Origin of the sequence: Psychrobium sp. MM17-31 (assembly GCF_022347785.1) — a bacterium.
In the GTDB taxonomy this organism is placed as follows: domain Bacteria; phylum Pseudomonadota; class Gammaproteobacteria; order Enterobacterales; family Psychrobiaceae; genus Psychrobium.
On record NZ_JAKRGA010000006.1, the window covers coordinates 159,589 to 186,156 of the forward strand.

Genomic DNA, 26,568 nt, shown 5'->3' on the forward strand with positions numbered 1-26,568 from the left:
TATTGTTACACTAAGCTCAATCTAACTTTTTAGGACCAATTATGATTGAGCGTATTGAAACTAAACAACGCATGAGCCGTATTGTAAAACACAACGGGACCATCTATTTATGCGGCCAAGTCTGTGCCGATGCCACCCAAGATATCACTCATCAAACGCAAACCATGTTAGACAAGGTCGATGAACTGCTATTTAAAGCTGGCAGTGACCGCCACCATATTCTATCTGCCACTATTTATATCAAAGATATGAAAGATTTCGCTGCCATGAACGACGTGTGGGATGCTTGGCTACCAGAAGGTTCTGCTCCAGCACGTGCTTGTGTACAAGCGAGCATGGCACGCGAAGCATTGCTCGTTGAAATCTCGGTTGTTGCTGCTGAAATTCAATAGGTGGTTTGATGATTACTGATAGTAAGATGCTCGATGGCGTAGTGATTTTTTCGCAAGTCGTTAGCAATGGCAGTTTTACCAAAACGGCTGATAAGACGGGGCATTCGACGTCTTACATCAGTAAGGAAGTCAATAAACTGGAATCGCGGTTGGGGGTTCGTTTACTTAATCGTACTACTCGCACCTTAAAACTTACGCCAGAGGGTGAGCTGTATTATCAGCAATGTTTACGGGTGTTGGAAGATTTATCTGATGTCGAGCAAGCATTAGATGGCGCGAAGAAAGAGCCGCAAGGAACGTTAAAGATTAGCTGCCCCGTGAGTTTTGGTGCGTCGAAATTCGGTCCTATTTTCACTCAGTTTTTGTTGAAGTATCCGCAAGTTAATTTAGATATTGAACTCTCTGACACCAAGGTTGATGTAATTGAAGATGGTTATGACTTGGTGATTCGCGCTTCTGGTAGCCTCGAAGATTCTAATTTGATTTGTAAGCGAGTGATGAGCTCTACCGATATTACTATCGCCTCCCCTGAGTATATCAAGCGCAGAGGGATGCCCAAGCACCCTAGCGAATTAGTCGATCACGAGATTATCGGTTATAAGAACGCGCCACAGCCGAAGGTGTGGGATTATGTTGGGCTCGACGGTGAGAAAATCGTGGTTAAGCTAGAGCCTCGCATTTTGTCTAACTTGTCGGAGATGAAAACGACTTTTTGTTTAGCGGGTTTAGGCATTACTCGTTTACCGATAATCAATGTTACCGAAGAGCTAGCAAGTGGTCGTTTGGTGGAAGTATTTCCCGATTATGAAAACTATAAAATAGACTGTTTTCTGGTGTATCCAAGCCGCAAATATATGTCGGCCAAGGTGCGTTGTTTTATCGACTTTTTCACAGAATCCTTACAGGAATAAACAGTTGTTTGATTACAGGTGAATCGGTATATTAGCCATCTTCAATTAAGGAGCTAATATGTCGTTTATCAATGGAGTTCTGTCTGGACTCGGTTATGTGGTTAACACTATTTTTTGGTTTGTCCCTATTTTCATTTTAGGACTGTTAAAACTCATTCCGGTTAAGCCACTACAGCAACTGCTGAGTTATTTGATCGACGGCTGTGCTAGCGGTTGGATTAAAGTTAACAGCTTTAATCAAATGCTGTTTAGTCGTACTAAAATGAACACCAATACGCTGCCTCAGCTGTCGACTAAACAATGGTATATGGTGATCGCCAATCATCAATCGTGGGTCGATATTTTAGTATTGCAGCGTGTGCTTGACGGTAAGGTTCCTTTTTTAAAATTTTTCTTAAAACAACAACTCATCTTTGTGCCGGTGATTGGTTTGGCATGGTGGGCGTTGGACTTTCCATTTATGAAGCGCTATAGCCGCTCGTTTCTCTTAAAGAACCCTCATTTGCGTGGTAAAGATGTTGAAGCGACAAAACGCTCGTGTGAAAAATTTCAGCTTAAGCCAGTTAGTGTAGTGAACTTTGTTGAAGGAACCCGTTTTACCAATGAGAAGAGTGAGCAACAAGGGAAGCCATTTCCATCGTTGTTGCGACCTAAAGCTGGCGGCATGGCTTTCGCGCTGGATGCAATGTCTGGACGCTTAAATCAGCTGGTGGACGTTACTATTTCTTATCCCCATGGCATTCCTTCGTTTTGGGACTTTGTCTGCGGGCGAGTGAAACAAGTCGATATCAATATCGAGCTATCTGATATTGCGCCTGAATTGATTGGCGACTATCAGAATGACAAACAGTACAAATCGCGATTTCAGCAGTGGCTCAATGGCAAGTGGCAAGCGAAACAAGACAGATTAGAAGAGATGAAAAAAAACGCTCCGTAATGGAGCGTTTTTTAAATGTGAGGAGAAATTTAGTCTTTCTTCTGAACTAGGAAGTTAACCAGTTCGTTGAACTTTTGCTCGCTATCGATAGCTTTGTTATTTACTTGGTATTTACCGTTGATGATAAATGTAGGTACACCAGTAATGCGGAATTGTTTAGTGTTTTGACGCATTTGCTGAGCAACGCGTTTTAACTTAAAGCTTTTAGTACCTGAGTTGAATTTCTTTTCGCTAACACCTGCGTCCATGAATAGTGGCTTGATGTCGTCCATTGAAGCGATTGGCATACGCGTAACGTGCACAGCTTGGAAGATTTTTGGCACCATTACATCTTCGTTTTTCAATAGTTTTGATAAACCGTAGGCCTTAGCCATCACAACACCAACGTTGCCGCCAAGTGTTTCGGTGTGGTTCTTACGAAAATCAACGTCTGTTGGTAGCGTTTTCTTTAGGTTATCTACTAAAGGTTCAAAGCGGTAACAGGCTGGACATAAAAATGAAAAGTATTCGACAACTTCCGGCTTTTTAGAAGCAACCTTACTTACTACAAAATAATCAGTGCCTTCTTTAAAGTCAGCTGCGTGAGCAAAGGTGCTCATGACAAAGGTAAAACATAATAGTGCGAATTTTTTCATTGTATTTAATTCCTAAAAATTTTTGCGATAGGTTATCACTTACCCAATAAATTACCACTGATGTTAGTGATAAGTTATGTATCAAAGATTAACAAACTAGGTTTTAGTTCCATCTTTTGACCACGGTTAGTAGTTAAAGCTTGGCAATGTCAGCGGTGGCTCTTGCAACTGCGCTATTTGTTCTTTGATGGCTAATACTTGCTGTTCCCAATATTGCGGGGTGTTAAACCACGGGAAATTGTGCGGAAATGCGGGATCGTCCCAACGTTTCGCCAGCCAGTACATGTAGTTAACCATTCTCATCGCCCGCAGTGGTTCTATAAGCTTGAGCTCATTGGTATCAAACTCGCAAAACTCGCCATAGCCTTCTAACAACACCTCTAATTGCATCATTTGCGCGTTGCGATCGCCGCTAAGCATCATCCATAAATCTTGAATTGCTGGGCCGTTGACGCTGTCGTCGAGATCGACAAAATGTGGCCCATCATCTGTCCACAAAATATTACCGGGATGACAGTCACCAAACAGACGCTGTTGCGCCACTGTACCTATGTCTGATAATTGTTGTTGAGTAAGTTCCACCAGCATATTCAATGCGGTATCAAAGGCTTGGCGCAAATAATCTGGTACTTCAGCGTATTGTAGTAAGAATTGCTGCGGTTTGACTAAGTAGTTATCGCTGTTGAGTGTTAGGCGATGTGTAAACTTCTTGGCTTGACCGACTTTGTGAATGCGCCCCATAAAGCGGCCAACCCACTCTAGGTGATCAAGGTTGTCAACTTCAAACTGACGCCCGCCGCGACATTCAAAAAGCGCGAATAGAAAGCCGTTGTATTGATGTAGTGTTTGCCCATCCAATACAAGCGGCGGAATAACAGGGATCTCTGCCTGAGCCAACTCAATGCTAAATTGATGTTCTTCGATAATTTGCTCGGTGGTCCAGCGCGCAGGGCGATAGAATTTGACGACATATCGGAGCTCGTCATCGGCGGTAAATTGATACACTCTATTTTCGTAGCTATTGAGGGCCATTAATCCAGAAGTAGGATAGATGCCGATAGATTCAATAGCGTCGAGCATAAAATCTGGTGTTAGATTGGCGTAGTCCGCCACTATTTGGTTAGGCATAAGTTTGTAATAATTGGCCAATAAAGGTTAATACTTCGGTGTCATCGTTGTTATCGAGCTCTATCCAAATGCTACTACTGTTTTCTTCAAAGGTGATAAACAGACGAGTTCCTTCGAATTCAAAAGAGACTTTGTGGAGATCTGCCCCTAAATCATGGCTGTTGAATTGTCCATCAATAGTTTGAATAAGCCATTGAGAAAATGACAAAAAATTGTCCCAATCGACATTGGGTTTGATTGTTTCAATGTTCAGTTGCACCTGTGCTTGCGCTACTGTAGAGTTAATTTTAAAGGAAAATTTATTTGCTGGCATGGACGGCTTAACACGTGAATAATGAGTGGAATATGGTAGCAATTACCACTCAACCCTGTCTATGGATGCAAACTTATAACGCTGTAGCTAGTTTGGAAATTGCCTAAATAATGAATGAAAATATTTTGAATGAACTGCCATTGGGAGCGGGCGGTGACACTGACGTATTGAAACAATTGTTGTCGTTGAACGAAGCTGTATTAGACAGCCAACTCGTTATTCATCACGCATCAGAATCCTTTTCGGCAATTTTAAATGGTTCGGCAAATGATGTCATTGGTCGCGGGCTTGGTGAGTTTATCGATGCTACCGATAGCGAATATCTACTCGCTTTAATGTCCAATGGCCAGTCACAAACGATTAAAGTTAATTTTTCATTTTCCCAAGGTAACCATCCAAATACCTTGTTTTTACTTAGCTTTGAACAAATAGTTATCAACAATCAAACTTGGGTTTTACTGCGCAGCGTTAAAAAAGAGCTCGACAGCAATAGGCAACACAATGCATTTTTCGATCACTCGGTGTTGCCACAATTGGTTGTTGATCCTGCTTCTTTGACTATTCTCAAACAAAATCACGCCGCAGAAAAGTCGTTCTCTTATGTAGATTTAGCTTCACTGCCTTTATTGTCGCAGATTATTAACTTGCCCAATGCGCCGTTAGTGGCGTTGTTTGATCAGGTGGGTAACGAAGGTAGTGTTTTATCGGTGCCGGTTTTAACAGAGAGCGGTACAACAGAGCATATTAATGTCCAGCTCAATCGTTTCGAGTATCGCGGTCAGATTGCTTGGTTAATTCAATTTATTAAAGACTTGGGCCATGAGGATATGGCTCAGCAGTTTAGCGCTAGCAGAGAATTAACCGATGCATTGTTTGAAACTAAAGATTATGCGCTGTTGATGATGGATAGCTTTGGCGTTATCAGTCAAATCAATCAACCTATGTGCGATTTGTTGCACCTCGATCGCAATCAGGTAATAGGTCAGCGTGCAAAATTAGTATTGCCGCAACAAGTGAGTACTTTGATTTCTACGTCTGAAAACTCACAGCACAAAGTGTCATTAAATTCTCCTTCTCAGACTTTCAAACTTAAACAACAGCCATTACGTAACGACAAAGGTTATGTCTTGGGCTTGTTATTAGAATTAAAGTCAGAAACAGAAGACGAGCAAGGACTGATTTCTCGCGCCTATGAAGCAGCAAACAACGCGGGTAATCACGCGGTATTTATCACCGATAAAGATGGTTTTATCGTATATGTAAATACGATGTTTGAGCACCAGACGGGTTATCGTCGCGATAGCATTATCGGTGAGAGTTTTTCTATTTTAAAAGGTGATGATAGCAACGAAGATGTTATCCAAAACTTGTGGCGCACTATAAAGAACAAAGATACTTGGCGTGGTGTACTCAAACACCAACGTCAATCTGGCGCTAGTTACTGGAGCGACTTAACCATTAAGCCGTTGGTGGATCGCGAAGGTAATATCGAGTGTTTTGTTGGCTTAAGCCACGATATAACACTGCAAAAAGAAATGCAGAAGTCCGGCACTTATCTCGCCAACTACGACGTTAAAACTGGCTTGGCTAACAGTATTCTTGCCAAAGATCGCTTAGAAGGCATGATTGGTCGTGCTAGACGTCGTAAATTAATAGTGGCGGTGGTTTATCTCGATATTACTCAAATCAACGATTTAGCTAAACAGTACGGTGGTGAGTTAGCCGATAGCGTGCTGCTTATTTATTGTAATAACCTGCAACGGGCATTGCGCTCGGAAGATGCGGTGGCGCGAATGTCTAATGAGCGGTTAGCGATTTTCTTGCCTGACTTGCCTAATGTTGAATCACTTGATGTCGTTTCGGCGAAAATCGATCGCGTTAATCAACAGGCTATATCTGTTGGTGATAACAGCTTTAAGTTCGATATTCGCCAAGGGGTTTCTTATTACCCAGAGCAAGGACTCGATTGCGAATCATTACTTAAAAATGCAGAGGCATCGATTATTAAAGCGTGGTCAACGGGCGCGCCAATCGGCTGTTTCTCACAAGGACAAAATGAAAATGCGCTAATGCATTTCCAAATGCGTCGCGAAATCGATCAAATGATTCAAAACAAGGCGTTTAATCTTGTTTACCAACCAATTATTAATTTAGAAGATGACTCGCTCTACGGCTTAGAAGCTAAAATTCAGTGGCAACATCCACAATTTGGTACGATAAAAAACGATGATGTTTATGCGGTGGCTGAGGCGTCAGGCTGTGCGCAAGAGCTTGGTTTATTGGTATTAGAACAAGTGTGTATCGATGCGAATTTCTGGCAGCAGCTTCAGATAAAGCCGATGATGCTGTCGGTCAATTTGTCACACGGTCAGTTGCGTGACAATCAAATCGCCGACAAGTTTACTGACATATTAGGACGTTATAATGTCGATAATCATCGCTTATCATTGGAATTGCCATTGAGCTATATTGCGACGCAATGGCTCAAACTCGATGAAATCCTACAGCAGCTATCATTACTTGGTTTCACCTTGGAATACGACAAATTTGGCGATCGCGGCGCTTATATTTCAGATTTAAGAAATTTCCCATTTAGCGGTATTAAATTAACCGAGGATTATGTTTCTCACATCGATGAAGATGCCAGTACGGCAAGTTTAGTCGAAGGCATAGTTTCTATGGCTTCGTCGCTAAATTTAGAGGCAACGGCTGTTGGTGTGAATGAGTTTTCGCAGGTCTTGCAGCTGCAGGAAATGGGCTGTCGTCGTGCGCAAGGTGATTTCTTAGGTGGTTATACTGATCGCGATGGTGTGGTGAAATTTATAGAGCAGGGAATGGCCATTTAATTAGGGCCTGTTGATCTTTGGTGAAGGTTTTTGCAGCGAATTGTTCGGGTTTTATACAAGGCAGAGCCTGTGACGCTTAGTGGGCTAAGCTAGCAGGCGATAACGCAGTAGAAATCACGAACAAACGCTGTCCTTCGGATGCAATGACAAGACATTTTCGCGGCGTTTCTCGTCGCTCGCCTAGGTAAACTAGGCGTCGCTCCTCATGCCTTGCGAAAAAGCCTTGTCAATTGCACAAAATTCATCCTCGAAAGATCAACAGGCCCTAAGCCATTCCCTATTTTTTGAAAACTAACGACGCCAAGCTGGAATGCTGGTTTCGTATTCTTCAATTTGCTTGAGATGTTGCAGCGTCCAACCGATAGAGTCTAGTCCTTTAAGTAAGCACTCACGCTGAAAATCACTGATGTGAAACTCATAACGCTCGCCGTTTGGCGCAATAACTTGCTGTGCTTCTAAATCTACCGTTAGCTCAACACCATCACCCATTTGTTGGAATAATGATTCAACTTCGGCTTCGGTTAACTTCACTGGTACCATGCCGTTGTTAATGGCATTGCCATAGAAGATATCGGCAAAGCTTGAAGCGATAACCACGCGGAAACCAAAATCATCTAACGCCCATGGTGCGTGTTCGCGGCTCGAACCGCAGCCAAAGTTTTCACGCGTCAACAAGATGCTGCCACCTTGGTATTGCGGTTTGTTGAGATTGAACTCAGGGTTTGGCTCATTACCTGCTTCGTCTAGGTAGCGCCAGTCGTGAAATAGGTGCTGACCGAAACCTTCGCGAGTTACTTTCGATAGAAACTGCTTTGGAATAATTTGGTCGGTATCAATGTTGGCAATATCCAGTGGAATAACAATGCCAGTGTGTTGGGTAAATTCTTTCATGATTATTCCTTACTGATTGCGGATATCGACAAAGTGACCGGCACAAGCAGCAGCTGCGGCCATCGCTGGGCTCACTAAGTGAGTACGGCTCAAGCGACCTTGGCGACCAACGAAGTTTCGATTACTGGTTGATGCACAGCGCTCGTATGGCTCTAGGCGATCGTCATTCATCGCAAGACACATCGAACAACCCGGTAAACGCCATTCAAAACCTGCGTCGAGGAAAATCTTATCTAATCCTTCTTTCTCCGCCTGCGCTTTGACAAGGCCTGAGCCCGGCACGACGATAGCAACTACGTTGTCTGCGACTTTTTTGCCATCGGCAATCTTAGCAGCGGCGCGCAAATCTTCGATACGGCTGTTAGTACAAGAGCCAATAAATACCTTATCGACACTAACATCTGTTAGTGATTGGCCTGCTTCTAGCGCCATGTAATCAAGGGCTTGTTGTGCGCTGTCGGATTCAACGGCATCACTAAAGCTATCAGGTGAAGGTACAACTTCATCAATAGCAACAACTTGTCCCGGGTTGGTGCCCCAAGTAAGCTGCGGCGCAATATCTTCACCGCGTAAAGTCACTACTGCGTCAAATACGGCATCATCGTCAGACTTTAAGGTTTTCCAATAAGCGACGGCGTCTTCCCAATCTTTCCCTTTAGGGGCGTGTGGGCGACCTTCTAAGTAGTCGAAGGTTGTTTGATCTGGCGCTACCATACCTGCCTTAGCGCCACACTCGATACTCATGTTACAGATGGTCATGCGGGCTTCCATTGATAATTGCTCAATGGCTGTGCCGCAATACTCGATGATGTAACCAGTGCCGCCAGCAGCACCAGTTTTGCCGATAATGGCTAGAATAATGTCTTTCGCGCTAATGCCTTCGTTAATGGTGCCTGTAATTTCTACCTTCATTGACTTAGCTTTGTTTTGCTTAAGCGTTTGGGTCGCCATTACGTGTTCAACTTCTGAGGTGCCGATTCCAAAAGCCAATGCGCCGAATGCGCCGTGTGTGGCGGTGTGTGAATCACCACAAACGATAGTCGTGCCCGGCAATGTCATGCCTTGCTCTGGTCCCATGACGTGAACAATCCCTTGGTTAATATTGTGAATGTCATACAGTTGCACGCCGTATTTATCACAGTTATCCGTTAAGGTTTGAATTTGAATGCGCGCTTGATCGCTACAGGCATCTAGCGAGCGTGACTTCGTTGATGTGTTGTGATCCATAGTGGCAAAGGTTTTACCCACGTGACGCAGTGGTCTATCGTGGGCAGTTAAGCCTGAGAAGGCCTGTGGTGAAGTCACCTCATGCACCAAATGGCGGTCGATATAAATTAACGGCGTTTCGTTAGGCTCTTGGCGAACAATGTGATCGGCCCAGATTTTGTCGTATAGCGTGCTAGCCATTAGTTGTTCTCCAAAATTGATTGCGCGATAAAGTCGCCCATTTCACTCGTTGATTTGGCTTGTGCAGGATCGCTAGCAAGCTCACGCGTTAGGTAGTTGTTATCTAAAGCATCGATAATCGCCGCTTCGATGGCGCTAGCGGCTGATTCTTGGCCAAGGCTAAAGCGTAATAACATGGCTGCTGATAAGATTTGTGCGATAGGGTTGGCAATGTTTTGGCCAGCGATATCAGGGGCGCTGCCGCCTGCTGGTTCGTACATACCAAAACCATCTTCGTTGGTACTCGCTGATGGTAATAAGCCCATCGAACCAGTAATCATCGCACATTCATCAGATAGAATATCACCCATTAAGTTTGAACAAAGTAGCACGTCAAATTGCGATGGATCGCGGATCATCTGCATTGCCGCGTTGTCGATATAGATGTGCTCTAATTCGATTTCTGGGTAGTCTTTAGCAACTTCTTCCACCACTTCACGCCACAACACAGAACAAGCTAACACGTTTGCTTTATCAACCGAGGTGACTTTTTTACGACGCGTTTTAGCCGACTCAAAGGCGATTTTAGCGATGCGTAAAATTTCTTGGCGCGAGTAACGCATGGTGTCATAGGCGGCAACGTTTTCGCCTTCACCTTCACGGCCTTTAGGCTTGCCAAAGTAGATGCCGCCAGTGAGTTCACGCACACAAAGAATGTCAAAACCACGGGCTGAAATATCGGCGCGCAGTGGCGATAGTGCTGCTAGTTGGCTGTAGATACGAGCAGGACGTAGGTTACAGAATAGTTTGAAATGACCGCGTAACGGTAATAATGCACCGCGCTCTGGCTGCTCATCTGGCGGTAAATTTTCCCATTTTGGACCACCGACAGAGCCGAAAAGAATAGCATCTGACTCTTCACAACCTTTTAAAGTGTGAGGCGGTAATGGCTCGCCGCAGGTATCGATAGCATAGCCACCGACAGGTAATTCGTTGTAATTCAGGGTGAAACCAAATTTCTGTTGCACCGCCGCCAAAACTTTTTTAGCTTGCTCCATCACTTCGGGGCCGATGCCATCGCCGGCTAAAACCGCGATGTTATACTCGTTGTTACTCATTCCTATTGCTCTACCTTGTTATTTTAAATTTATAAATTGTCTTAAACACCAGCGATTTGTTGCTTAAATTCTTGTCGTTTGTCTGCTACCAAATCGGCGCGATGTACTAGGTTTAGTACGTGTAACATCGCGCGCACCGAGGCATGAACCACATCGGTTGCTAAGCCCATGCCATGGAAGTTTTGGCCGTTATAGGCGGCGACGATGTCCACTTGTCCTAAGGCGTTTTCGCCTTCACCTTTTGCCTTAAGCGAATAATCAATCATCTCGATATCGACGTTGGTAATTTGATTGATGGCGTTAAAGGCGGCTTCTACAGGACCATTACCTGTTGCCGCTTCGATAAACTCTTTATCATCGATTAGTAATTTAACGCTAGCTGTCGACATCATGCCTGAGCCAGAATGGGCGCTTAGATACGCTAGTTTGTAGAAATCGTTGTCGTCTTTTTGTTGATTAAAGAACAACAAAGCTTCTAAATCGTAATCGAATACCTGACCTTTCTTGTCTGCAAGTTTTAAGAATGATTCGTAGAGATCATCCAAGTTAAACTCATCATCTTGATAACCTAACTCGTTCATGCGGTGTTTAATCACATGACGACCAGAACGGGATGTCATGTTTAACGCTTTTTCCGGCTGGCCAATTGACGCTGCAGTCATGATTTCATAAGTATTTTGCGACTTAAGCATGCCGTCTTGGTGGATACCAGATGAATGAGAGAAGGCGTTGCTACCGACAATAGCTTTGTTTGGCTGCACCACCATATTACAAAGGTTACTCACTAACTGAGAGGTGCGGTAAATCTCTGTGGTATTGATGTTGGTATTAACGCCAAGAATGTCTTTGCGTAAGTTTAAGATCATGGCGATTTCTTCAAGCGATGCATTACCAGCACGCTCGCCGATACCATTGATGGTACATTCCACCTGACGAGCACCCGCTTCAACGGCGCTGATAGAGTTGGCGACTGACATGCCTAAATCATTATGACAATGTACCGAAATAATCGCTTGATCGATGTTCGGAACGCGCTCGTATAAGGTTCTGATAATGCCGCCGAATTCGCTTGGTACCGTGTAACCAACAGTATCGGGAATATTAATAGTACTAGCGCCTGCTTTAATCGCTGCTTCCACCATGCGACATAGGTTATCAATTGGTGTGCGGCCAGCGTCTTCACATGAAAACTCGACGTCATCGGTAAAGTTACGGGCGTATTTAACCGCGCCAACGGCCATATCTAATACGTCGTCGAACGATTTTTTTAACTTGCTCTCAACGTGAATGTCTGAGGTGGAAATAAAGGTGTGAATACGAAACTGCTCGGCGACTTTTAATGCATTAGTACAGGCATCGATATCTGCCTTAACAGCGCGTGATAAACCGGCACAGACGCTATTTTTAACGGTCTTTGCAATGGTTTGTACTGACTCGAAGTCACCCGGCGATGATACAGGGAAACCGACTTCCATCACATCGACGCCTAGGCGCTCGAGTGCCAGTGCGATCTGCAGCTTTTCTTTTACTGTTAAGCTGGCTGATAATGCTTGTTCACCGTCGCGCAAAGTGGTGTCGAAGATGATGACTTGATCTGACATGTCGATTTCCTTTTGGTTAAATACAAAAAAACCCGCTGGTTGAGCGGGTTTCTAGTGGTAAGCTTTATTTCACTAATGCACTAAGAGCCCGCGGAGTTAACCAGCAGGAGTAGAAGAATGTTTAGTGCGCGAGTGTGAATATTCAAGCTTATTTTCTCCGAGTGTTAATCACTCGTAATGAAACTGTTTAAAAGTGGTATATTTTTAACCCGTGTCGACTGGGCAAGTCAACAAATTTTTACGAGTGTAATTAAAATAATACATTCGATTTAATTCTATCGCTTACACTAGAGCAAAATTAGGAGTGCGGGCAATTAGCCTTAAGTAGAAATTATGAAAGATAACGCATACTGGCGCGAAAAATTAACTGATGAGCAATATTACGTTTGCCGAGAAAAGGGGACTGAACGACCTTTTACTGGCAAGTGGTTGGTAAAACAAGAGCAAGGGCAGTTTAACTGTATTTGCTGTGGCAATGTATTGTTTGAAGCAAGCGCGCAGTTTGATAGTGGCTGTGGGTGGCCGAGTTTTGATGATGTAGTGGCTAAAGACCAAGTAACCTTAGTGCGCGATACCAGTCATGGTATGGAGCGTGTAGAGGTGTGCTGTGCTAAATGCGACGCTCATTTAGGTCATGTATTTCCAGATGGCCCGACACCAACTGGTTTGCGTTATTGCATCAACTCGGTGGCTATCGATCATCAGTCTGACGCGTCTTAACTTCTTTCTGGCTACTTTTGTAGGCAAGCTGCTGCGAATAGTTGCCGTTTAAGTTAGGTTTTTTTGGCACTATGATGGGATTGAGGTTGTTGACCTTTTTCTTTACCAGCTTGGGTTTAGCTTGTGGCTTAATAGCATTAGCTGCAGCAGCCTGTTGGTAGCTGTTTGATTTATTAAGTTTTATTGTGTTTGCTTGTACTAACGGGCCTATTAGTAGAGTGACAATAAAAGCAATTGCTAGACGCATATAAATTCTCGTCGATAGAAAGAGTTGAGTTTTATAAGCGGGATTTGTGCCAAGACTGACTAGAATAAAAAAAGGCCGAGATATCATATCTCGGCCTTTCTTATTTGATGATGTGCGATGAATTATTTTTTAGGCTTAGCCTGTTTCATCGAATCGAAGAACTCATCGTTAGTCTTAGTCATGGCTAGACGGTCGATTAAGAACTCTGCCGCATCAACTTCACCCATAGGATGAACAATCTTACGTAGGATCCAGTTCTTCTGAAGTTCTGCAGAGCCAGTAAGTAGCTCTTCACGACGAGTACCAGAGCGCGTGATATCGATAGCTGGGTAAACGCGTTTTTCAGAAATCTTACGGCTTAGGTGCAGTTCCATGTTGCCTGTACCTTTAAATTCTTCGTAGATAACTTCATCCATCTTAGAACCTGTATCAACAAGTGCTGTCGCGATGATAGTTAAGCTGCCGCCTTCTTCGATGTTACGTGCTGCACCGAAGAAACGCTTTGGACGGTGGAGTGCGTTAGCGTCAACACCACCAGTTAATACTTTACCTGATGATGGAATAACAGTGTTGTAAGCTCGGGCTAGACGAGTGATTGAGTCTAATAAGATAACCACGTCTTTTTTGTGCTCGGCGATGCTTTTCGCTTTTTCGATAACCATTTCAGCTACCTGTACGTGACGGCTTGCTGGCTCGTCGAACGTCGATGCAACTACTTCACCGTTTACTAGGCGACGCATCTCGGTAACTTCTTCTGGACGCTCATCAATCAGTAGAACCATTAGGTGAGCTTCTGGGTTGTTAGTCGCAATCGATTGAGCAATCGATTGTAGTAACATGGTTTTACCCGCTTTTGGCGGAGCTACGATGAGGCCACGTTGACCTTTACCGATTGGCGCTGCTAAATCGATAATACGCGCTGTTAAATCTTCGGTACTGCCGTTACCGCGTTCTAGGCGGAAACGCTCAGATGGATGAACAGCCGTTAAGTTTTCGAATAAGATTTTGTTGCGAGAATTTTCTGGGGTGTCGAAGTTAACTTCTTTAACTTTCAATAATGCAAAGTAACGCTCACCGTCTTTTGGCGGACGGATTTTACCAGAGATGGTGTCACCAGTACGCAAGCTAAAGCGACGAATTTGACTCGGAGAAACGTAAATGTCGTCAGGACCTGCTAAGTATGAAGCGTCTGCGCTACGCAAGAAGCCAAAGCCATCTTGTAGAATTTCTAGAACACCGTCACCAAAGATGTCTTCACCGCCTTTGGCGTGAGATTTTAAAATGGCAAAAATGATGTCTTGTTTACGTGCACGGGCGATGTGATCGATGCCCATAGATTGTGCGATTTCGAAAAGCTCAGGAATTGACTTTTGCTTTAATTCAGTAAGATTCATAGTTGAGGGGTCTGTAGTAGTAAGTCGTTAAACTTTGTTTGTGTTAGTTGAAATATAAAGTGCGTAAAAATAGGGATTTTTCGACAGGTGCGATAATAAATCGCTCAATAAATTAGCACTAAAACTAAGTAGGGTAAAGCACAAAAGGCATATTTAGTTAAAAATACGCCTTTTGTTGGGGGTTACACGCATTATTGTGATGCGGTGCAGTTTAGCTGTTGCTGTCGATGAACTCAGTTAGTTGAGTTTTAGATAGCGCGCCAACTTTAGTTGCAACAACGTTACCGTCTTTAAATAGTAATAGTGTTGGAATACCACGGATACCGTATTTAGGCGCTGTTTCTGTATTTTGGTCAACGTTTAGCTTACCAATAGTTACTTTTTCGCCGTATTCAGCTGCAACTTCTTCAAGGATTGGCGCAATCATTTTACAAGGTCCGCACCATTCAGCCCAAAAATCAACAAGTACAGGACGATCTGCGTTGATTACTTCTTGCTCGAAATTAGCATCTGTTAGCTGAATAATAGTGTCGCTCATGGTTTTCTCCGTAGAATTTATCAGATGGGGACTGTCCCCTTAGTTGCAAATATGAGGGTATTGATTTGAGACTTCAACCCCTATTGTTATTTTTTTACGATCAGGACGTTTTTTTGCCAAGCATAACTGATATGCTAGCGTCATGAAAAATACACACTTAACAGAAACTAAGTTTGCCGAGTTTAATCTCGAGCAATCACTTCAAGCTGCACTTGACGATGTGGGTTATACGCAATGTACGCCAATTCAAGCCAAGTCGTTGCCGGTTTTAATGACAGGGAAAGATATCGCGGGACAAGCCCAGACTGGTACAGGTAAAACCCTTGCCTTCCTCGTTGCCACTTTCAATCACCTTCTAAAAAATCCTGAAGATGAGTCTCGCAAGCCGAGTCAGATCCGTGCCTTGATTCTCGCGCCGACTCGCGAGCTGGCGGTGCAAATTTATAATGATGCCAAGCCGCTAACTAAAAAGACCAAGCTCAAAATGGCCTTGGTTTACGGTGGTGATGGTTATGACAAGCAAATCGAGTCATTAGAAAAAGGTGCCGATATTGTTATTGCAACCACTGGTCGTCTTATTGATTTTATGAAGCAAGGTCATATCGATTTGCGCTACGTGCAAGCCTCTGTGCTTGATGAAGCAGACCGAATGTTTGATTTGGGCTTCATTAAAGACATTCGTTATATCTTCAGACGTATGCCAGAGGCAAGCTCTAGACTCAATATGCTGTTCTCAGCAACTTTGTCGTTTAAAGTACGCGAACTCGCTTATGACAATATGAATGATCCTGAGCATGTAGAAATTGAACCAGCTCAGAAAACGTCGAACAATGTGCAAGAAGAGCTTTTCTATCCATCGAATGAAGACAAGATTCCATTGTTGTTAACGCTAATGGAAGAAGAGTGGCCAGACAAAGCCATTGTCTTTGCCAATATGAAGCACAAGTGTGAAGAAGTTTGGGGTTATTTGGTGGCCGACGGTCATCGCGCTGGTTTATTGACTGGTGATGTGCCGCAGAAAAAACGCTTAAAAATTCTAGAGCAGTTCACTAAAGGTGACATCGATATCCTTGTTGCAACAGATGTTGCGGCACGTGGTTTACATATTTCTGATGTAACTTACGTCTTTAACTTTGATTTACCTGATGATGCACAAGATTATGTACACCGTATTGGTCGTACTGGCCGTGCAGGGGCAACAGGCCATTCAATTAGTTTTGCTTGTGAGCAATTCGCGCTAAACCTACCGGCAATTGAAGAGTATATTGCTCATCAAATTCCCGTGAGCAAATATGATCAAGATGCGTTATTAACTGATATTGCGCCACCAAAACGCATTCCGCGTAAACCGCGTGATGAAGGCAATAAAGGTTACACCAAGCGTCACAGTGGACCGAATAAACAACACGGTAACGATAGACATCGTCATCGTTAATTATCGTTGATAGGTAACTAAAAAGGGTCGTTATGCGGCCCTTTTCGCTAATAAAAATATAAGAAGGACTTTCCTTGCCAGTGTTAAATAATACATACGCCGTCATTGATTTAGGCTCAAATAGTTTTCACATGAAGATTGTTGAAATGGTTGCGGGAGAGCCTCGTGTCATTTCGAAAGTAAAACGCAAAGTGCGCTTGGCTTCAGGGCTAGATAACAACAATGTGTTAAGTCTTGAAGCGATGGAGCGTGGTTGGGAGTGTTTGGCATGGTTTGGCGAGCATTTATCTGAACTCGAATTATCACGTGTTAAAGTCGTGGCGACTGCGACCTTGCGTTTAGCAGTTAATGCCGATGAATTTACTGCTCGTGGTAATGAACTATTGGGTGTGCCAATTAACATCATTAGCGGTGAACGTGAAGCTGCCTTGATTTATCACGGGATGGCGGTAACGAGTAATGGTTGTGGTAAGCGACTAATTATAGATATCGGTGGTGCCAGTACCGAACTGATTTTGGGGGATGGCGTTACGCCAATTGTCCTTAATAGCTTAAATATGGGTTGCGTAACTTGGCTTGAACGCTACTTTGGCAATGGCTTGTTAACAGACAATAACTTTGATGCAGCCATTGCTGGTGCGAAAGAAGTATTAGCACCTGTGCAAGCTGATTATCTCGCTCATTCGTGGCAACTGACACTAGGCGCGTCAGGCTCTGTACAAGCTGTGCAAGAGGTATTAGTGGCACAAGGCCTTAATGAAGAAGTGACCTTGGCAAAGCTGCAACAGTTGAAAAGCCAGTGTATTGAATGTGGCTCACAAGATAGTCTGCTTATCGAAGGGCTTAAGCCCGAGCGCAGAGTGGTGTTTGTCAGTGGCTTATGCATCTTAATTGCATTGTTCGAAGAGTTGGCTATTACGACTATGCTGGCATCGGGTGGTGCGCTGCGCGAAGGGGTTATTAATCAATTAAGCGGCGGAGAACAACAAGAAGATATTTGTCTTGCCAGCTGTCAATCGGTCGCACAGCGTTTTCAGCTTAATTCACTACAATCACAGCAGGTTGCCCAAGTAGCCCTAAAATTTGCTAGTGACATTGAGCTCGCTGATACGTTATTACCCATGCTGAAATACAGCGCACTGTTGCATGAGGTTGGTGTTAGCGTTGATTATGCACAAGCGCCCAAACACGCTCGTTATTTATTATCTCATTTGCCACTTGCAGGCTTTAGTAAACAGCAACGACTTTTATTAGTCGCCTTGGTGGGAAACTATCGCGGCAATATCGATGTCGAGTTACTCAAAGCACAAGGCTGTTGCAGCTTTGATGAAGCCAATAAACTCTTGTTGTGCCTACGTCTTGCGGTTATTTGCGTTGGTCGTTATCAGGGCCAACGCTGTCAGCAATTGAAGCTTGCTCCAACTGAGCAAGGCTTTGTACTTGAGCAAACTTCGCAATTATTTGAACAAGCGCCGTTATTAAAAACGATGCTCAATCAAGAAATAGCTGATAATCCATTAATGATTAGTTAACCACTTCAGTAAGTCTGGATATTGGTAATGGTATTGCAAACGGTCAGCACTTAGCTGGCCGTTTATGGTTTTAGCAGCTTGATCCTGATTTGAAAATTGCGGTGGCGTTAATCCGAGAGTTTGAGCGGCGGTAGAATAAAACTCTTGGCGAGTCGGATGGGTTGGCGCACAAGCAATAAAGCTTTGTTGCCAACATGCTTGGCTGATGATCTGACTGATGATACCAATAACATCTTCTTTCGCGACTAAGTTTACTGGTGCATTTGGGTTGGCGACATCGCTTTTCCCCGCTAAAAATCGACCTGGATTGCGGTCATTACCAATCAGCCCCGCAAGATGAATAGTTGTTGCTTTGAACGCTGGCTCTAGTTGCAATGCTGTTTCAAACTTGACCATTGCTTGCGCCGATTGAGTCACTGGTTGACGCGGCGTATTTTCATCAACAATACCTTCATAATTTCCCCACACTGATGTTGAGCTGGTAAACAGCAATTTGGTTATTCCCTTTGTAATTGCCAATTGCTGCAAAGTGATTAGCTGCGGCAAATAATTTTCCGGTGCTTTGCGGTTTGGTGGGATTGTAATAATCATGACATCAAAATCATCACCAATACTGGCTAAACTTTCGTTATCGTCGGTGTTAAGCAATTGCATAGGCACTTCTGAAGAACCAATTTTTTCACAATTGGTCGTCGTTGCTGTCACTTTATGCCCTTGCTGTATCAGGCTTTTTGCTAATGGTAATCCGAGCCATCCACTGCCGATAATTAAAATGTTATGAGTCATTAGATTTTTCTCTAAAAATATTTATGCAGTAAAGTTGCATAAATATTTTGCTTGGTTATACTGAATGTGTTGGCAATATTGCCTTAATGAACGATGAAAGACTGGCAATGAACCAATATATCTCTCAAATGAAGTATACCCTTAACCGACGACGATAAGCAGCTTTGTTTTTCTCGTCGGTCTTTTCTGCTGACTCCCCGTTTTTACACAATCTAAATTTCGAACTTAAGTGAATCTATTGATATGATTAATATAGCAATTATTGGTGCTAGTGGTTATACAGGCGCCCAAATGTGTCAGCTTATTGCTGAACACCCGTCGTTAAACCTCACAGGCCTTTATGTGTCTGAAAATAGCTTGGACAAGGGCAAGCGCATCGATGAGTTGTATCCTCACTTGAGTCATTGCGTTAGTGAATCGCTCACCGCGCTAACTCAACAAGCATTTGAAGATATTTATGCAAATAATGATGCTGTCGCATTGGCGACTAGCCATGAAGTCAGCCACGATATTGCCGCACAGTTATTAAATGCAGGCCTTAGTGTGTTTGATTTATCTGGCGCGTTTCGTTTTAAAGAAGGTAAATACATCAACCAGTATTACGGTTTTGAACATCAATTCCCTGACCTACTGCAACAAGCAGAATATGGTCTTGCAGAATGGAACGCCTCTGCCATTAAATCATCGAAATTAATCGCGGTTCCCGGCTGTTATCCAACAGCGTCTTTATTGGCGCTAAAACCACTGCAAAGCAATAACTTTTTAGATGAACGTCAATGGCCAGTGATTAACGCGGCTAGTGGTGTTACTGGCGCTGGCCGTAAAGCAACAATGACCAATAGTTTTTGCGAAGTTAGCCTAACTCCATACGGGGTATTAGGTCATCGTCATCAGCCGGAAATTGCAACCCAACTTGGTGCTCAGGTTATCTTTACGCCGCATTTGGGGAATTTTAAGCGTGGTATTCTGGCCACTATCACTGCGAAATTAAAAGTAGGTGTCACAGAGCGTGATATAGCCGCTGCATTTGATTGCTATAAAGATGCAACTCACGTCAGATTGCGCGGCAATGTTTGGCCCAAGATTGATGACGTTGCTAATACGCCATTTTGCGACATTGCATGGAAATATGATCCTGCCAGTGGCCATATTGTGGTTGCTAGCGCTATTGATAACTTACTTAAAGGCGCCGCAGGACAGGGTCTACAATGTATAGAAATTCACTTTGGATTGGGAGCCTAATTTAAATGCAACCTTTGGTGATCAAAGTCGGTGGTGCGCTACTTGATTCCGTGGTCGAAAAAGCTAAGTTATTCGAGACTATTGCTACATTGGCTAAGCAAGATATTGCGGTAATTCTAGTGCACGGCGGCGGCTGTTTAGTCGATGAATGGATTAATGCCGTGGGATTGGAAAATCAAAAGCTGGATGGTTTAAGAGTCACGCCAAAGTCACAAATTGGTTTGGTGTCAGGCGCCTTAGCTGGCGCGGCAAATAAACAATTAGTCGCTAATGCGAAATTGGCGGCTGTCAATGCCGTTGGCCTGAGTTTATGTGATGGTAACAGCGTGAAAGCCAGTTATCTCGACCCGCAATTAGGCCAAGTTGGAACTTGCGAAATTGGTGATGCTGCACTGGTTAACACGCTATTAGCGACTGGCTTTACGCCTTTTATCGCTTCTATTGCCGATGATGGCGAAGGTCGACTACTTAACGTTAACGCCGATCAAGCGGCGCAAGTTATTGCGCAACTGGTGGGTGGCAAGCTTATTTTATTATCTGATGTGCCGGGGGTTTTGGACGCGGATAAGCAGCTGATTAAACAGCTAACGCCAACACATGCTAACGCATTGATAGCGCAAGGCGTTATTGCTGGCGGCATGAAGGTGAAAGTAGCAACAGCTTTTGAAACAGCGAAAGCTTTAGATGGCTCTATTGTGATTGCTAGCTGGAAACAACCTGATGATTTACTCGCTTTTGCCACTGGCGGCACTTGCGGCACAACGATTGAACCCTGAAATAGGACTTCGAACAAATGAACAAATTAGAACACTTTTTAACTATTAAAGATTTAACGCAGTCGCAATTTTTGGCGCTAATTGATTTGGCCAAAGATGTTAAAGCTAATCCTGCTAAATATTCACAGACGTTGGCGGGTAAAAGCATTGTTACCTTGTACGAGAAGCAAAGCCTGCGTACACGAGTGACTTTTGATATTGGTATTGCAAAGTTAGGTGGCCATAGCGTTTATTTAGATCAGAATAATGGCGCATTAGGTAAACGTGAATCTGTAGCCGATTTTGCTAAGAATATTTCGTGCTGGGCTGATGGCATTGTAGCTCGTACCTTTAGCCATCAAACTTGTGAAGAACTAGCACAGGCGGGCACTGTTCCTGTGGTTAATTCACTTAGTGATATGTATCACCCGTGCCAAGGTATGGCGGACTTTTTAAGTTTGGCAGAAAAGTTTGATGACTTGAGCAAAATCAAACTCGCTTATATCGGAGACGGTAATAATGTCACGCATTCGTTGATGTTTGCAGCGGCGTTGTGTGGCAGTGATATGGTTGTGGTTTGTCCACAAGGCTGCTTCCCAGATGGTCAAGTTGTATTAGAAGCGCAGGCCATCGCTGAGCAACATGGTGGTACGCTAACGCTGAGTTGCGATCCGCAAGCGGCAAAAGGTGCAGATGCTATCTATACTGATACCTGGATTTCGATGGGAGATGATGTAAGTTATGACGATATCAAAGATAAATTCGCGCCATATCAGGTTAATGAATCAATGATGAGCGATTTAGGTATTGGTTACTTTATGCATTGTCAGCCTGCGCATATCGATCAAGAAGTTACCCAAGCGGTATTTGATGGCGAGCAGTCTCTGGTGTTGAGACAAGCGGAAAATCGCATGCACGCACAAAACGCAGTGTTAATTACTTTACTCGGCTAACTCAACGACAACAATTATTATTTGAGAGGACTATTCATGGCGGCATTATGGGGTGGCAGATTCACCGAAGCGGCAGATGACAGATTTAAGAAGTTTAATGACTCACTACGCTTTGATTATCGCTTAGCAAAACAAGATATTATTGGCTCAATCAGCTGGTCGCGTGCCTTGGCACAAGTTGATGTATTAACGACGCAGGAGCAACAATCGCTTGAGGCGGCGTTAAACGAACTCGCTGAAGAGGTTGCTAAAGATCCCGAACAGATATTGCAAAGTGACGCCGAAGATATTCACAGTTTTGTTGAATCTAAGCTAATTGAAAAAGTCGGTGATTTAGGCAAAAAGCTGCACACAGGGCGCAGCCGTAACGACCAAGTAGCCACCGATTTAAAACTGTGGTGTAAAGAGCAGTCTATTGAACTCTGTGAATTGATTGTTCGCTTGCAACAAGCGTTGTTAGATTTAGCACAACGTGAACAGTCGACAGTTATGCCGGGTTATACCCACCTACAACGCGCGCAACCAATTAGTTTTGGTCATTGGTGCCTCGCTTACGTTGAAATGTTTGATCGCGATTTAAGCCGCTTACGCGATACGACCGAGCGCTTCGACCGTTGTCCACTAGGCTCTGGCGCTCTCGCAGGTACTGCTTATCCAATTGATCGTCATGCGCTGGCACGTGATTTAGGCTTCAAACAAGCCACTCAAAACAGCCTTGATGCGGTATCTGATCGCGACCACGTGGTTGAGCTTTTATCGGATGCCAGTATGTCGATGATGCATTTATCGCGCATGGCAGAAGATTTAATTTTCTATAACTCAGGTGAAGCGGGCTTTATTGAACTAGCAGATAATGTGACTTCTGGTTCATCGTTAATGCCACAAAAGAAAAATCCCGATGCGCTAGAGTTAATCCGCGGTAAAACAGGCCGTGTATTTGGTGCATTAAGTGGCATCATGATGACCTTAAAAGCCTTGCCGCTTGCATACAACAAAGACATGCAGGAAGACAAAGAAGGCATTTTCGACGCGCTGGATAACTGGGGCGATTGTCTGGAAATGATGGCAATGGTACTGCAAGGTCTTAAAACGAATAAGCCTCGCATGTTGGCCGCAGCGCAACAAGGTTATGCCAATGCCACAGAGCTCGCGGATTATTTGGTATCGAAAGATATTCCGTTTAGGGAAGCGCATCATATCGTCGGTGAAGTTGTTGTGTCGGCTATTTCTCGTCAGCTAGCGCTGGAAGATTTCACGCTTGAGCAGTTAAAAGAGTTTTCTGATGTTATTGAGTCAGATGTCTATCAGCATCTCACCATTGATGCTTGTTTGGCTAAGCGCGAAGTGCTTGGTGGTACTTCATTAGCCAGCGTAATGTCTGCTCTTGAAGAGCAACAAACTGACCTATCTGAAGGGGCTATTGCCGCCGAGGTTGTGGGTAGTACTAGTGGTGAGCAGGTGCAAAACGCAATGGGTACGGTGCAGTTGCGTATTAATGCGCATAAAGCTGAATTGCGTAATGTCCGCCCAGCGAAATTATCAGATGTTGACGATATTACTCGTATTGTTAATTACTGGGCTGAGCAAGGCGATAGTTTACCGCGTTCGCGTTTCGATGTGCTTAACAGCATTTTAGACTTCTCAGTGGTAAGTAATGAAGACAGTGTTGTCGGTTGTGCTTCACTTTATATTTACGGTACAGGCTTAGCAGAAATTCGCTCGACGGGTATCGATAAGGAACATCAAGGTAGTGGCTATGGCCGTGCATTAGTCGATCACATGCTATTACGCGCTCAAGAATTGGATTTAGAGCGAGTTATCGTGTTGACCCGTGTTCCAGAGTTCTTTGCTAAACATGGTTTTGCACAAATCGATAAAGAGAGCTTACCTGAAAAAGTCATTAAGGATGGTGAAGGATACTTGGTTGCTGAACCTAGCGATGAGGTGGCGATGGAGTTTCGCGGTAGCTAACCCTAGTTACGGTTAAAAATGAAAAGGCGCTATTTCACAGTTTGAAATAGCGCCTTTCTTTTTTTGAGAGATGATATTTAGAAAATATCGTCTTCGAACTGCTCTTCCACCGTGTCTTTGGTGGCTGTTGGCGATTGGGTGCTATCGATAAAGGTTGTTGGTTCAGTGCCATCGATAAAGTATTCAAAACGCGATGTATAATCTGTTTTAGTTGTCAGTAATCCAGTTGCCATATCAATACGTATTGTTTTGATATTCGCCGGAATAACCTTGCGCTGTTGCGGTTTGTCTTTAAGTGCAAAGTTCATGAAATCAACCCATGTCGGCATTGCACTTTTAGCACCAGATTCTGCGCCTTTTATTTGCTCTTTGCCTAGATTGCTATTGGTTCTTGTACGACCAAGTGCACGTGATGGATTGTCGAAACCGATCCAAGTGCTAGTAACAAAATACGGACTGATGCCAGAAAACCATGCATCTTTAGAGTCGTTGGTGGTTCCTGTTTTACCGCCTATATCCTTGCGTTTGATTGTGTTAGCAATACGCCAACCCGTTCCTGACCAGCCATTGCCATTGGCCCAGCTACCACCACCGGTGATAACACTACGCAGCATTTCACGCACTAGAAATGCGTTTTGCGCGCTTATAACTCGTGGCGCTAATTGAGTCTCGTCGGTCATACATTGATCGCTAAGTGCAAGACTGTCGACTGTATTGAATTCGTCAATAATCAGTTTTGTTGCATTTTCACAAGCTTCACAAGCTATTTTCGGTGTCGCAACTTCAACAGTGGCTTCGGTAGAATCTGTCACACGCTCGATAAAATATGGTGTAACCAGAAAGCCGCCATTGGCAAATGCGGCGTAGGCTGTCGCTGCTTCCATCGGTGTAACTGATGCTGAGCCGAGCGCCAGCGATTCACCGATAGGGAGATCATCTTTTTGGAAACCAAATTTAGTCATGTAATTGATACTGTCTCTGATCCCTAGTTTTTGAATCAATTTCACTGACATGACGTTTTTAGATTGCGATAAACCTAATCGTAATCGAGTTGGTCCATTGTAGATCGGCGGCGAATTTTTTGGACGCCAAGCTGAGCCCTGTGAGCGATCCCATTGGGTAATAGGTACGTCATTAATGATACTCGCCAGCGTGAAATTACGCTCTAACGCGTATGAGTATAATAGCGGTTTGATATTTGAACCAATTTGACGCTTAGCTTGGGTTACGCGGTTGAACTGACTTTTGTTGAAATCAAAGCCGCCAATAATAGCGCGAATGGCACCGTCATAAGGATCGAGAGAAACAAGCGCGCTGCTCACCTCTGGAATTTGCGAAAGGTGCCATGTATCACCGCGCTTAAATACGCGGATCAGATCACCAAGGGCAACGATATCGGCGCTAGTTTTAGGAGCCGCCCCTTGATTGCTATCGTCGACAAAGGCGCGTGCCCATTTCATTTGATCCCAGTTAACGGTAATCACTTCACCGGTTTTTAATACTGCTGTAAAAGCTTGCTCTTCAATTGTGTTAACAACAGCAGGCTGAAGAATTCTAATATCACGGGTGTTTTTTATTAATTCACTGATTTTTTGCTCGTTAGAGAGGGGTTGCTCTTCGGTATTTTCTGCGGTGGTGGTAAGTACTTCTTCTAAATTAAATTGTTGTTCTGCACCGCGATAACCATGGCGTAAATCGTAATTTAGAATATTAGTAGCGACTGCGTTTTGCGCAGCAATTTGCAGATCTGAAGGTACAGTGGTGTAGACATTAAAACCGTTTGAGTACGCTGCTTCTCGACCATAGGTTTCAACCATATATGAACGAACCATTTCTCCTAGATATGGCGCATACAATTCGATTTTTGCCCCGTGACGCTTGGCGGTAATTGGAGCGTTTTTAGCTTCTTGGTATTGCGCGTCGTCGATGAACTTTAAATCGTGCATCCGTTTAAGGACTAGATTACGCCGCGCCTTAGCACGCGATGGCGAACGAATTGGATTTAATGTCGATGGCGCCTTTGGCAGACCTGCGATCACAGCCACTTGAGCAAGGTTTAACTCATCAATGGTTTTTCCGTAATAAACCTGTGCCGCAGCGCCGACGCCAAACGAGCGATGGCCCAGTGGAATCTTGTTGAGATAGGCGAGTAAGATTTCGTCTTTAGTTAGCTCTTGTTCAATATTCCACGCTAAAAATACTTCGCGAATTTTTCGAATATAAGTTTTTTCTCGAGTTAGGAAGTAGTTACGAGCAACTTGCTGGGTAATAGTACTAGCGCCTTGGCCCTTTTTTCCGGTGACTGCGAGATTAATTGCAGCGCGCACAATGCCGATTGGATCTATGCCGGGATGCTGATAAAAACGTGAATCTTCAATAGCCAGAAAAGCTTGGCGCATTTGTAATGGCACTTCGTCGAAGGTTAATGGAATGCGCTTTTTTTCACCGTATTGAGAAATAAGCTTGCCGTCTTGTGAATAGACTTTAAGTGGTGTTTGTAATTTGAATTCTTTGAGCTTTTTGGCATCGGGTAAATCGGGCGATAAATACATGTATAAACCGATTAGCGAGACGATACCAAGGAGGCCTCCGATCAGGCCAGTGATTAGCGTCCATTTCAAAAATTTTAACATCGTTGTCTTATTCATCTATTAGCTGGGTAGAAATCATGCGATATTATATGATTAAAACTAACGAATAGTTAGCTAATCGCAGGTAAACGCGTAAAATATAATGAGTATATATTAGTTAAGTTAACGTTCAATTAACCAAAAACTATATATTTGTACTGTTTGTTGCTATAACTAATCTTAATGTATTAACAAATTCGACGGCGC

The 26,568-nt window shown here is 43.8% G+C and carries 22 protein-coding genes and 1 pseudogene; 11 read left to right on the forward strand and 12 right to left on the reverse strand.

Annotated elements, in window-relative coordinates; genetic code table 11:
• The first annotated feature begins 41 nt into the window (after positions 1–41).
• The 3 genes from MHM98_RS17180 to MHM98_RS17190 are packed head-to-tail and all read left to right on the forward strand — an operon-like array spanning position 42 to position 2,240.
• Positions 42–392, forward strand: a complete 351-nt coding sequence (locus MHM98_RS17180; RefSeq protein ID WP_239440624.1) for a RidA family protein — start codon at positions 42–44, stop codon at positions 390–392.
• Positions 393–400: 8 nt separating this feature from the next.
• Complete coding sequence (locus MHM98_RS17185; protein ID WP_239440625.1) at positions 401–1,303, forward strand: LysR family transcriptional regulator; 903 nt, start codon at positions 401–403, stop codon at positions 1,301–1,303.
• A 58-nt stretch (positions 1,304–1,361) separates the two neighbouring features.
• Entirely contained in the window at positions 1,362–2,240 is an 879-nt protein-coding gene (locus MHM98_RS17190) for an acyltransferase (protein ID WP_239440626.1), read from the forward strand.
• 29 nt (positions 2,241–2,269) lie between these two features.
• Here the strand turns inward: MHM98_RS17190 and MHM98_RS17195 are convergent, their stop codons facing one another.
• From MHM98_RS17195 to MHM98_RS17205, 3 genes are all read right to left on the reverse strand, one after another.
• Positions 2,270–2,875 carry a thiol:disulfide interchange protein DsbA/DsbL gene (locus MHM98_RS17195; RefSeq protein WP_239440627.1) on the reverse strand — a complete coding sequence of 202 codons (606 nt, stop codon included), beginning with the start codon at positions 2,873–2,875 and terminating at the stop codon, positions 2,270–2,272.
• Positions 2,876–3,001: 126 nt separating this feature from the next.
• Positions 3,002–4,003, reverse strand: a complete 1,002-nt coding sequence (locus MHM98_RS17200) for a serine/threonine protein kinase (protein ID WP_239440628.1) — start codon at positions 4,001–4,003, stop codon at positions 3,002–3,004.
• On the reverse strand, positions 3,996–4,316 hold the full coding sequence (locus MHM98_RS17205; protein WP_239440629.1) for a DUF3630 family protein: 321 nt from the start codon (positions 4,314–4,316) through the stop codon (positions 3,996–3,998). The genes MHM98_RS17200 and MHM98_RS17205 overlap by 8 nt, the downstream gene beginning before the upstream one ends.
• 110 nt (positions 4,317–4,426) lie before the next feature.
• Here MHM98_RS17205 and MHM98_RS17210 point away from each other — a divergent pair, with 110 nt between their 5' ends.
• Positions 4,427–7,162 carry an EAL domain-containing protein gene (locus tag MHM98_RS17210; RefSeq protein WP_239440630.1) on the forward strand — a complete coding sequence of 912 codons (2,736 nt, stop codon included), beginning with the start codon at positions 4,427–4,429 and terminating at the stop codon, positions 7,160–7,162.
• Positions 7,163–7,453: 291 nt separating this feature from the next.
• Here the strand turns inward: MHM98_RS17210 and leuD are convergent, their stop codons facing one another.
• Genes leuD through leuA form a run of 4 tightly spaced genes read right to left on the reverse strand, consistent with a single transcriptional unit; the run spans position 7,454 to position 12,158 of the window.
• A complete protein-coding gene (gene leuD, locus MHM98_RS17215; RefSeq protein WP_239440631.1) occupies positions 7,454–8,053 on the reverse strand; it encodes a 3-isopropylmalate dehydratase small subunit in 600 nt (199 codons plus the stop codon).
• A 9-nt stretch (positions 8,054–8,062) separates the two neighbouring features.
• Complete coding sequence (gene leuC, locus MHM98_RS17220) at positions 8,063–9,460, reverse strand: 3-isopropylmalate dehydratase large subunit (protein WP_239440632.1); 1,398 nt, start codon at positions 9,458–9,460, stop codon at positions 8,063–8,065.
• Complete coding sequence (gene leuB, locus MHM98_RS17225; protein WP_239440633.1) at positions 9,460–10,557, reverse strand: 3-isopropylmalate dehydrogenase; 1,098 nt, start codon at positions 10,555–10,557, stop codon at positions 9,460–9,462. Before leuB ends, leuC begins: the two co-directional genes overlap by 1 nt.
• 41 nt (positions 10,558–10,598) lie before the next feature.
• A complete protein-coding gene (leuA, locus tag MHM98_RS17230) occupies positions 10,599–12,158 on the reverse strand; it encodes a 2-isopropylmalate synthase (protein ID WP_239440634.1) in 1,560 nt (519 codons plus the stop codon).
• 333 nt (positions 12,159–12,491) lie between these two features.
• Here leuA and msrB point away from each other — a divergent pair, with 333 nt between their 5' ends.
• Positions 12,492–12,878, forward strand: coding sequence for a peptide-methionine (R)-S-oxide reductase MsrB (gene msrB, locus MHM98_RS17235; protein ID WP_239440635.1), 387 nt, complete (start codon positions 12,492–12,494; stop codon positions 12,876–12,878).
• Here msrB and MHM98_RS17240 read toward each other — a convergent pair.
• From MHM98_RS17240 to trxA, 3 genes are all read right to left on the reverse strand, one after another.
• Positions 12,850–13,125, reverse strand: a complete 276-nt coding sequence (locus tag MHM98_RS17240) for a hypothetical protein (RefSeq protein ID WP_239440636.1) — start codon at positions 13,123–13,125, stop codon at positions 12,850–12,852. The genes msrB and MHM98_RS17240 overlap by 29 nt on opposite strands.
• 122 nt (positions 13,126–13,247) lie before the next feature.
• Complete coding sequence (rho, locus tag MHM98_RS17245; RefSeq protein WP_239440637.1) at positions 13,248–14,519, reverse strand: transcription termination factor Rho; 1,272 nt, start codon at positions 14,517–14,519, stop codon at positions 13,248–13,250.
• A 211-nt stretch (positions 14,520–14,730) separates the two neighbouring features.
• On the reverse strand, positions 14,731–15,057 hold the full coding sequence (gene trxA, locus MHM98_RS17250) for a thioredoxin TrxA (protein WP_239440638.1): 327 nt from the start codon (positions 15,055–15,057) through the stop codon (positions 14,731–14,733).
• A 142-nt stretch (positions 15,058–15,199) separates the two neighbouring features.
• On the opposite strand from trxA, the pseudogene rhlB reads away from it, so the two are divergent.
• Both rhlB and MHM98_RS17260 read left to right on the forward strand, forming a co-directional pair.
• Positions 15,200–16,432, forward strand: a pseudogene (gene rhlB, locus MHM98_RS17255) (ATP-dependent RNA helicase RhlB); the annotation flags it as partial.
• Positions 16,433–16,572: 140 nt separating this feature from the next.
• Entirely contained in the window at positions 16,573–18,024 is a 1,452-nt protein-coding gene (locus MHM98_RS17260; RefSeq protein WP_239440640.1) for a guanosine-5'-triphosphate,3'-diphosphate pyrophosphatase, read from the forward strand.
• Here the strand turns inward: MHM98_RS17260 and MHM98_RS17265 are convergent.
• Positions 18,010–18,810, reverse strand: a complete 801-nt coding sequence (locus tag MHM98_RS17265) for an NAD-dependent epimerase/dehydratase family protein (RefSeq protein ID WP_239440641.1) — start codon at positions 18,808–18,810, stop codon at positions 18,010–18,012. The two genes, MHM98_RS17260 and MHM98_RS17265, sit on opposite strands and share 15 nt — an antisense overlap.
• 243 nt (positions 18,811–19,053) lie before the next feature.
• Between MHM98_RS17265 and argC the strand changes: the two genes are divergently transcribed.
• The 4 genes from argC to argH are packed head-to-tail and all read left to right on the forward strand — an operon-like array spanning position 19,054 to position 23,731.
• Positions 19,054–20,052 (forward strand): N-acetyl-gamma-glutamyl-phosphate reductase, encoded by a 999-nt coding sequence (gene argC / locus MHM98_RS17270; protein ID WP_239440642.1) that lies wholly within the window; start codon positions 19,054–19,056, stop codon positions 20,050–20,052.
• Positions 20,053–20,057: 5 nt separating this feature from the next.
• A complete protein-coding gene (gene argB, locus MHM98_RS17275; RefSeq protein WP_239440643.1) occupies positions 20,058–20,828 on the forward strand; it encodes an acetylglutamate kinase in 771 nt (256 codons plus the stop codon).
• A gap of 17 nt (positions 20,829–20,845) precedes the next feature.
• Positions 20,846–21,760 (forward strand): ornithine carbamoyltransferase, encoded by a 915-nt coding sequence (locus MHM98_RS17280; protein ID WP_239440644.1) that lies wholly within the window; start codon positions 20,846–20,848, stop codon positions 21,758–21,760.
• A 36-nt stretch (positions 21,761–21,796) separates the two neighbouring features.
• Positions 21,797–23,731 carry an argininosuccinate lyase gene (gene argH / locus MHM98_RS17285; RefSeq protein ID WP_239440645.1) on the forward strand — a complete coding sequence of 645 codons (1,935 nt, stop codon included), beginning with the start codon at positions 21,797–21,799 and terminating at the stop codon, positions 23,729–23,731.
• 77 nt (positions 23,732–23,808) lie between these two features.
• Here argH and MHM98_RS17290 read toward each other — a convergent pair whose 3' ends face one another.
• Positions 23,809–26,364 (reverse strand): PBP1A family penicillin-binding protein, encoded by a 2,556-nt coding sequence (locus MHM98_RS17290; RefSeq protein WP_239440646.1) that lies wholly within the window; start codon positions 26,362–26,364, stop codon positions 23,809–23,811.
• Positions 26,365–26,568: the final 204 nt, after the last annotated feature.

Bases quoted from the DNA above. Each gene is read 5' to 3' on its own strand.
- MHM98_RS17180 (WP_239440624.1), top strand. From the start codon at position 42: ATGATTGAGCGTATTGAAACTAAACAACGCATGAGCCGTATTGTAAAA.
- MHM98_RS17185 (WP_239440625.1), top strand. From the start codon at position 401: ATGATTACTGATAGTAAGATGCTCGATGGCGTAGTGATTTTTTCGCAA.
- MHM98_RS17190 (WP_239440626.1), top strand. From the start codon at position 1,362: ATGTCGTTTATCAATGGAGTTCTGTCTGGACTCGGTTATGTGGTTAAC.
- MHM98_RS17195 (WP_239440627.1), bottom strand. From the start codon at position 2,875: ATGAAAAAATTCGCACTATTATGTTTTACCTTTGTCATGAGCACCTTT.
- MHM98_RS17200 (WP_239440628.1), bottom strand. From the start codon at position 4,003: ATGCCTAACCAAATAGTGGCGGACTACGCCAATCTAACACCAGATTTT.
- MHM98_RS17205 (WP_239440629.1), bottom strand. From the start codon at position 4,316: ATGCCAGCAAATAAATTTTCCTTTAAAATTAACTCTACAGTAGCGCAA.
- MHM98_RS17210 (WP_239440630.1), top strand. From the start codon at position 4,427: ATGAATGAAAATATTTTGAATGAACTGCCATTGGGAGCGGGCGGTGAC.
- leuD (WP_239440631.1), bottom strand. From the start codon at position 8,053: ATGAAAGAATTTACCCAACACACTGGCATTGTTATTCCACTGGATATT.
- leuC (WP_239440632.1), bottom strand. From the start codon at position 9,460: ATGGCTAGCACGCTATACGACAAAATCTGGGCCGATCACATTGTTCGC.
- leuB (WP_239440633.1), bottom strand. From the start codon at position 10,557: ATGAGTAACAACGAGTATAACATCGCGGTTTTAGCCGGCGATGGCATC.
- leuA (WP_239440634.1), bottom strand. From the start codon at position 12,158: ATGTCAGATCAAGTCATCATCTTCGACACCACTTTGCGCGACGGTGAA.
- msrB (WP_239440635.1), top strand. From the start codon at position 12,492: ATGAAAGATAACGCATACTGGCGCGAAAAATTAACTGATGAGCAATAT.
- MHM98_RS17240 (WP_239440636.1), bottom strand. From the start codon at position 13,125: ATGCGTCTAGCAATTGCTTTTATTGTCACTCTACTAATAGGCCCGTTA.
- rho (WP_239440637.1), bottom strand. From the start codon at position 14,519: ATGAATCTTACTGAATTAAAGCAAAAGTCAATTCCTGAGCTTTTCGAA.
- trxA (WP_239440638.1), bottom strand. From the start codon at position 15,057: ATGAGCGACACTATTATTCAGCTAACAGATGCTAATTTCGAGCAAGAA.
- MHM98_RS17265 (WP_239440641.1), bottom strand. From the start codon at position 18,810: ATGACTCATAACATTTTAATTATCGGCAGTGGATGGCTCGGATTACCA.
- argC (WP_239440642.1), top strand. From the start codon at position 19,054: ATGATTAATATAGCAATTATTGGTGCTAGTGGTTATACAGGCGCCCAA.
- argB (WP_239440643.1), top strand. From the start codon at position 20,058: ATGCAACCTTTGGTGATCAAAGTCGGTGGTGCGCTACTTGATTCCGTG.
- MHM98_RS17280 (WP_239440644.1), top strand. From the start codon at position 20,846: ATGAACAAATTAGAACACTTTTTAACTATTAAAGATTTAACGCAGTCG.
- argH (WP_239440645.1), top strand. From the start codon at position 21,797: ATGGCGGCATTATGGGGTGGCAGATTCACCGAAGCGGCAGATGACAGA.
- MHM98_RS17290 (WP_239440646.1), bottom strand. From the start codon at position 26,364: ATGTTAAAATTTTTGAAATGGACGCTAATCACTGGCCTGATCGGAGGC.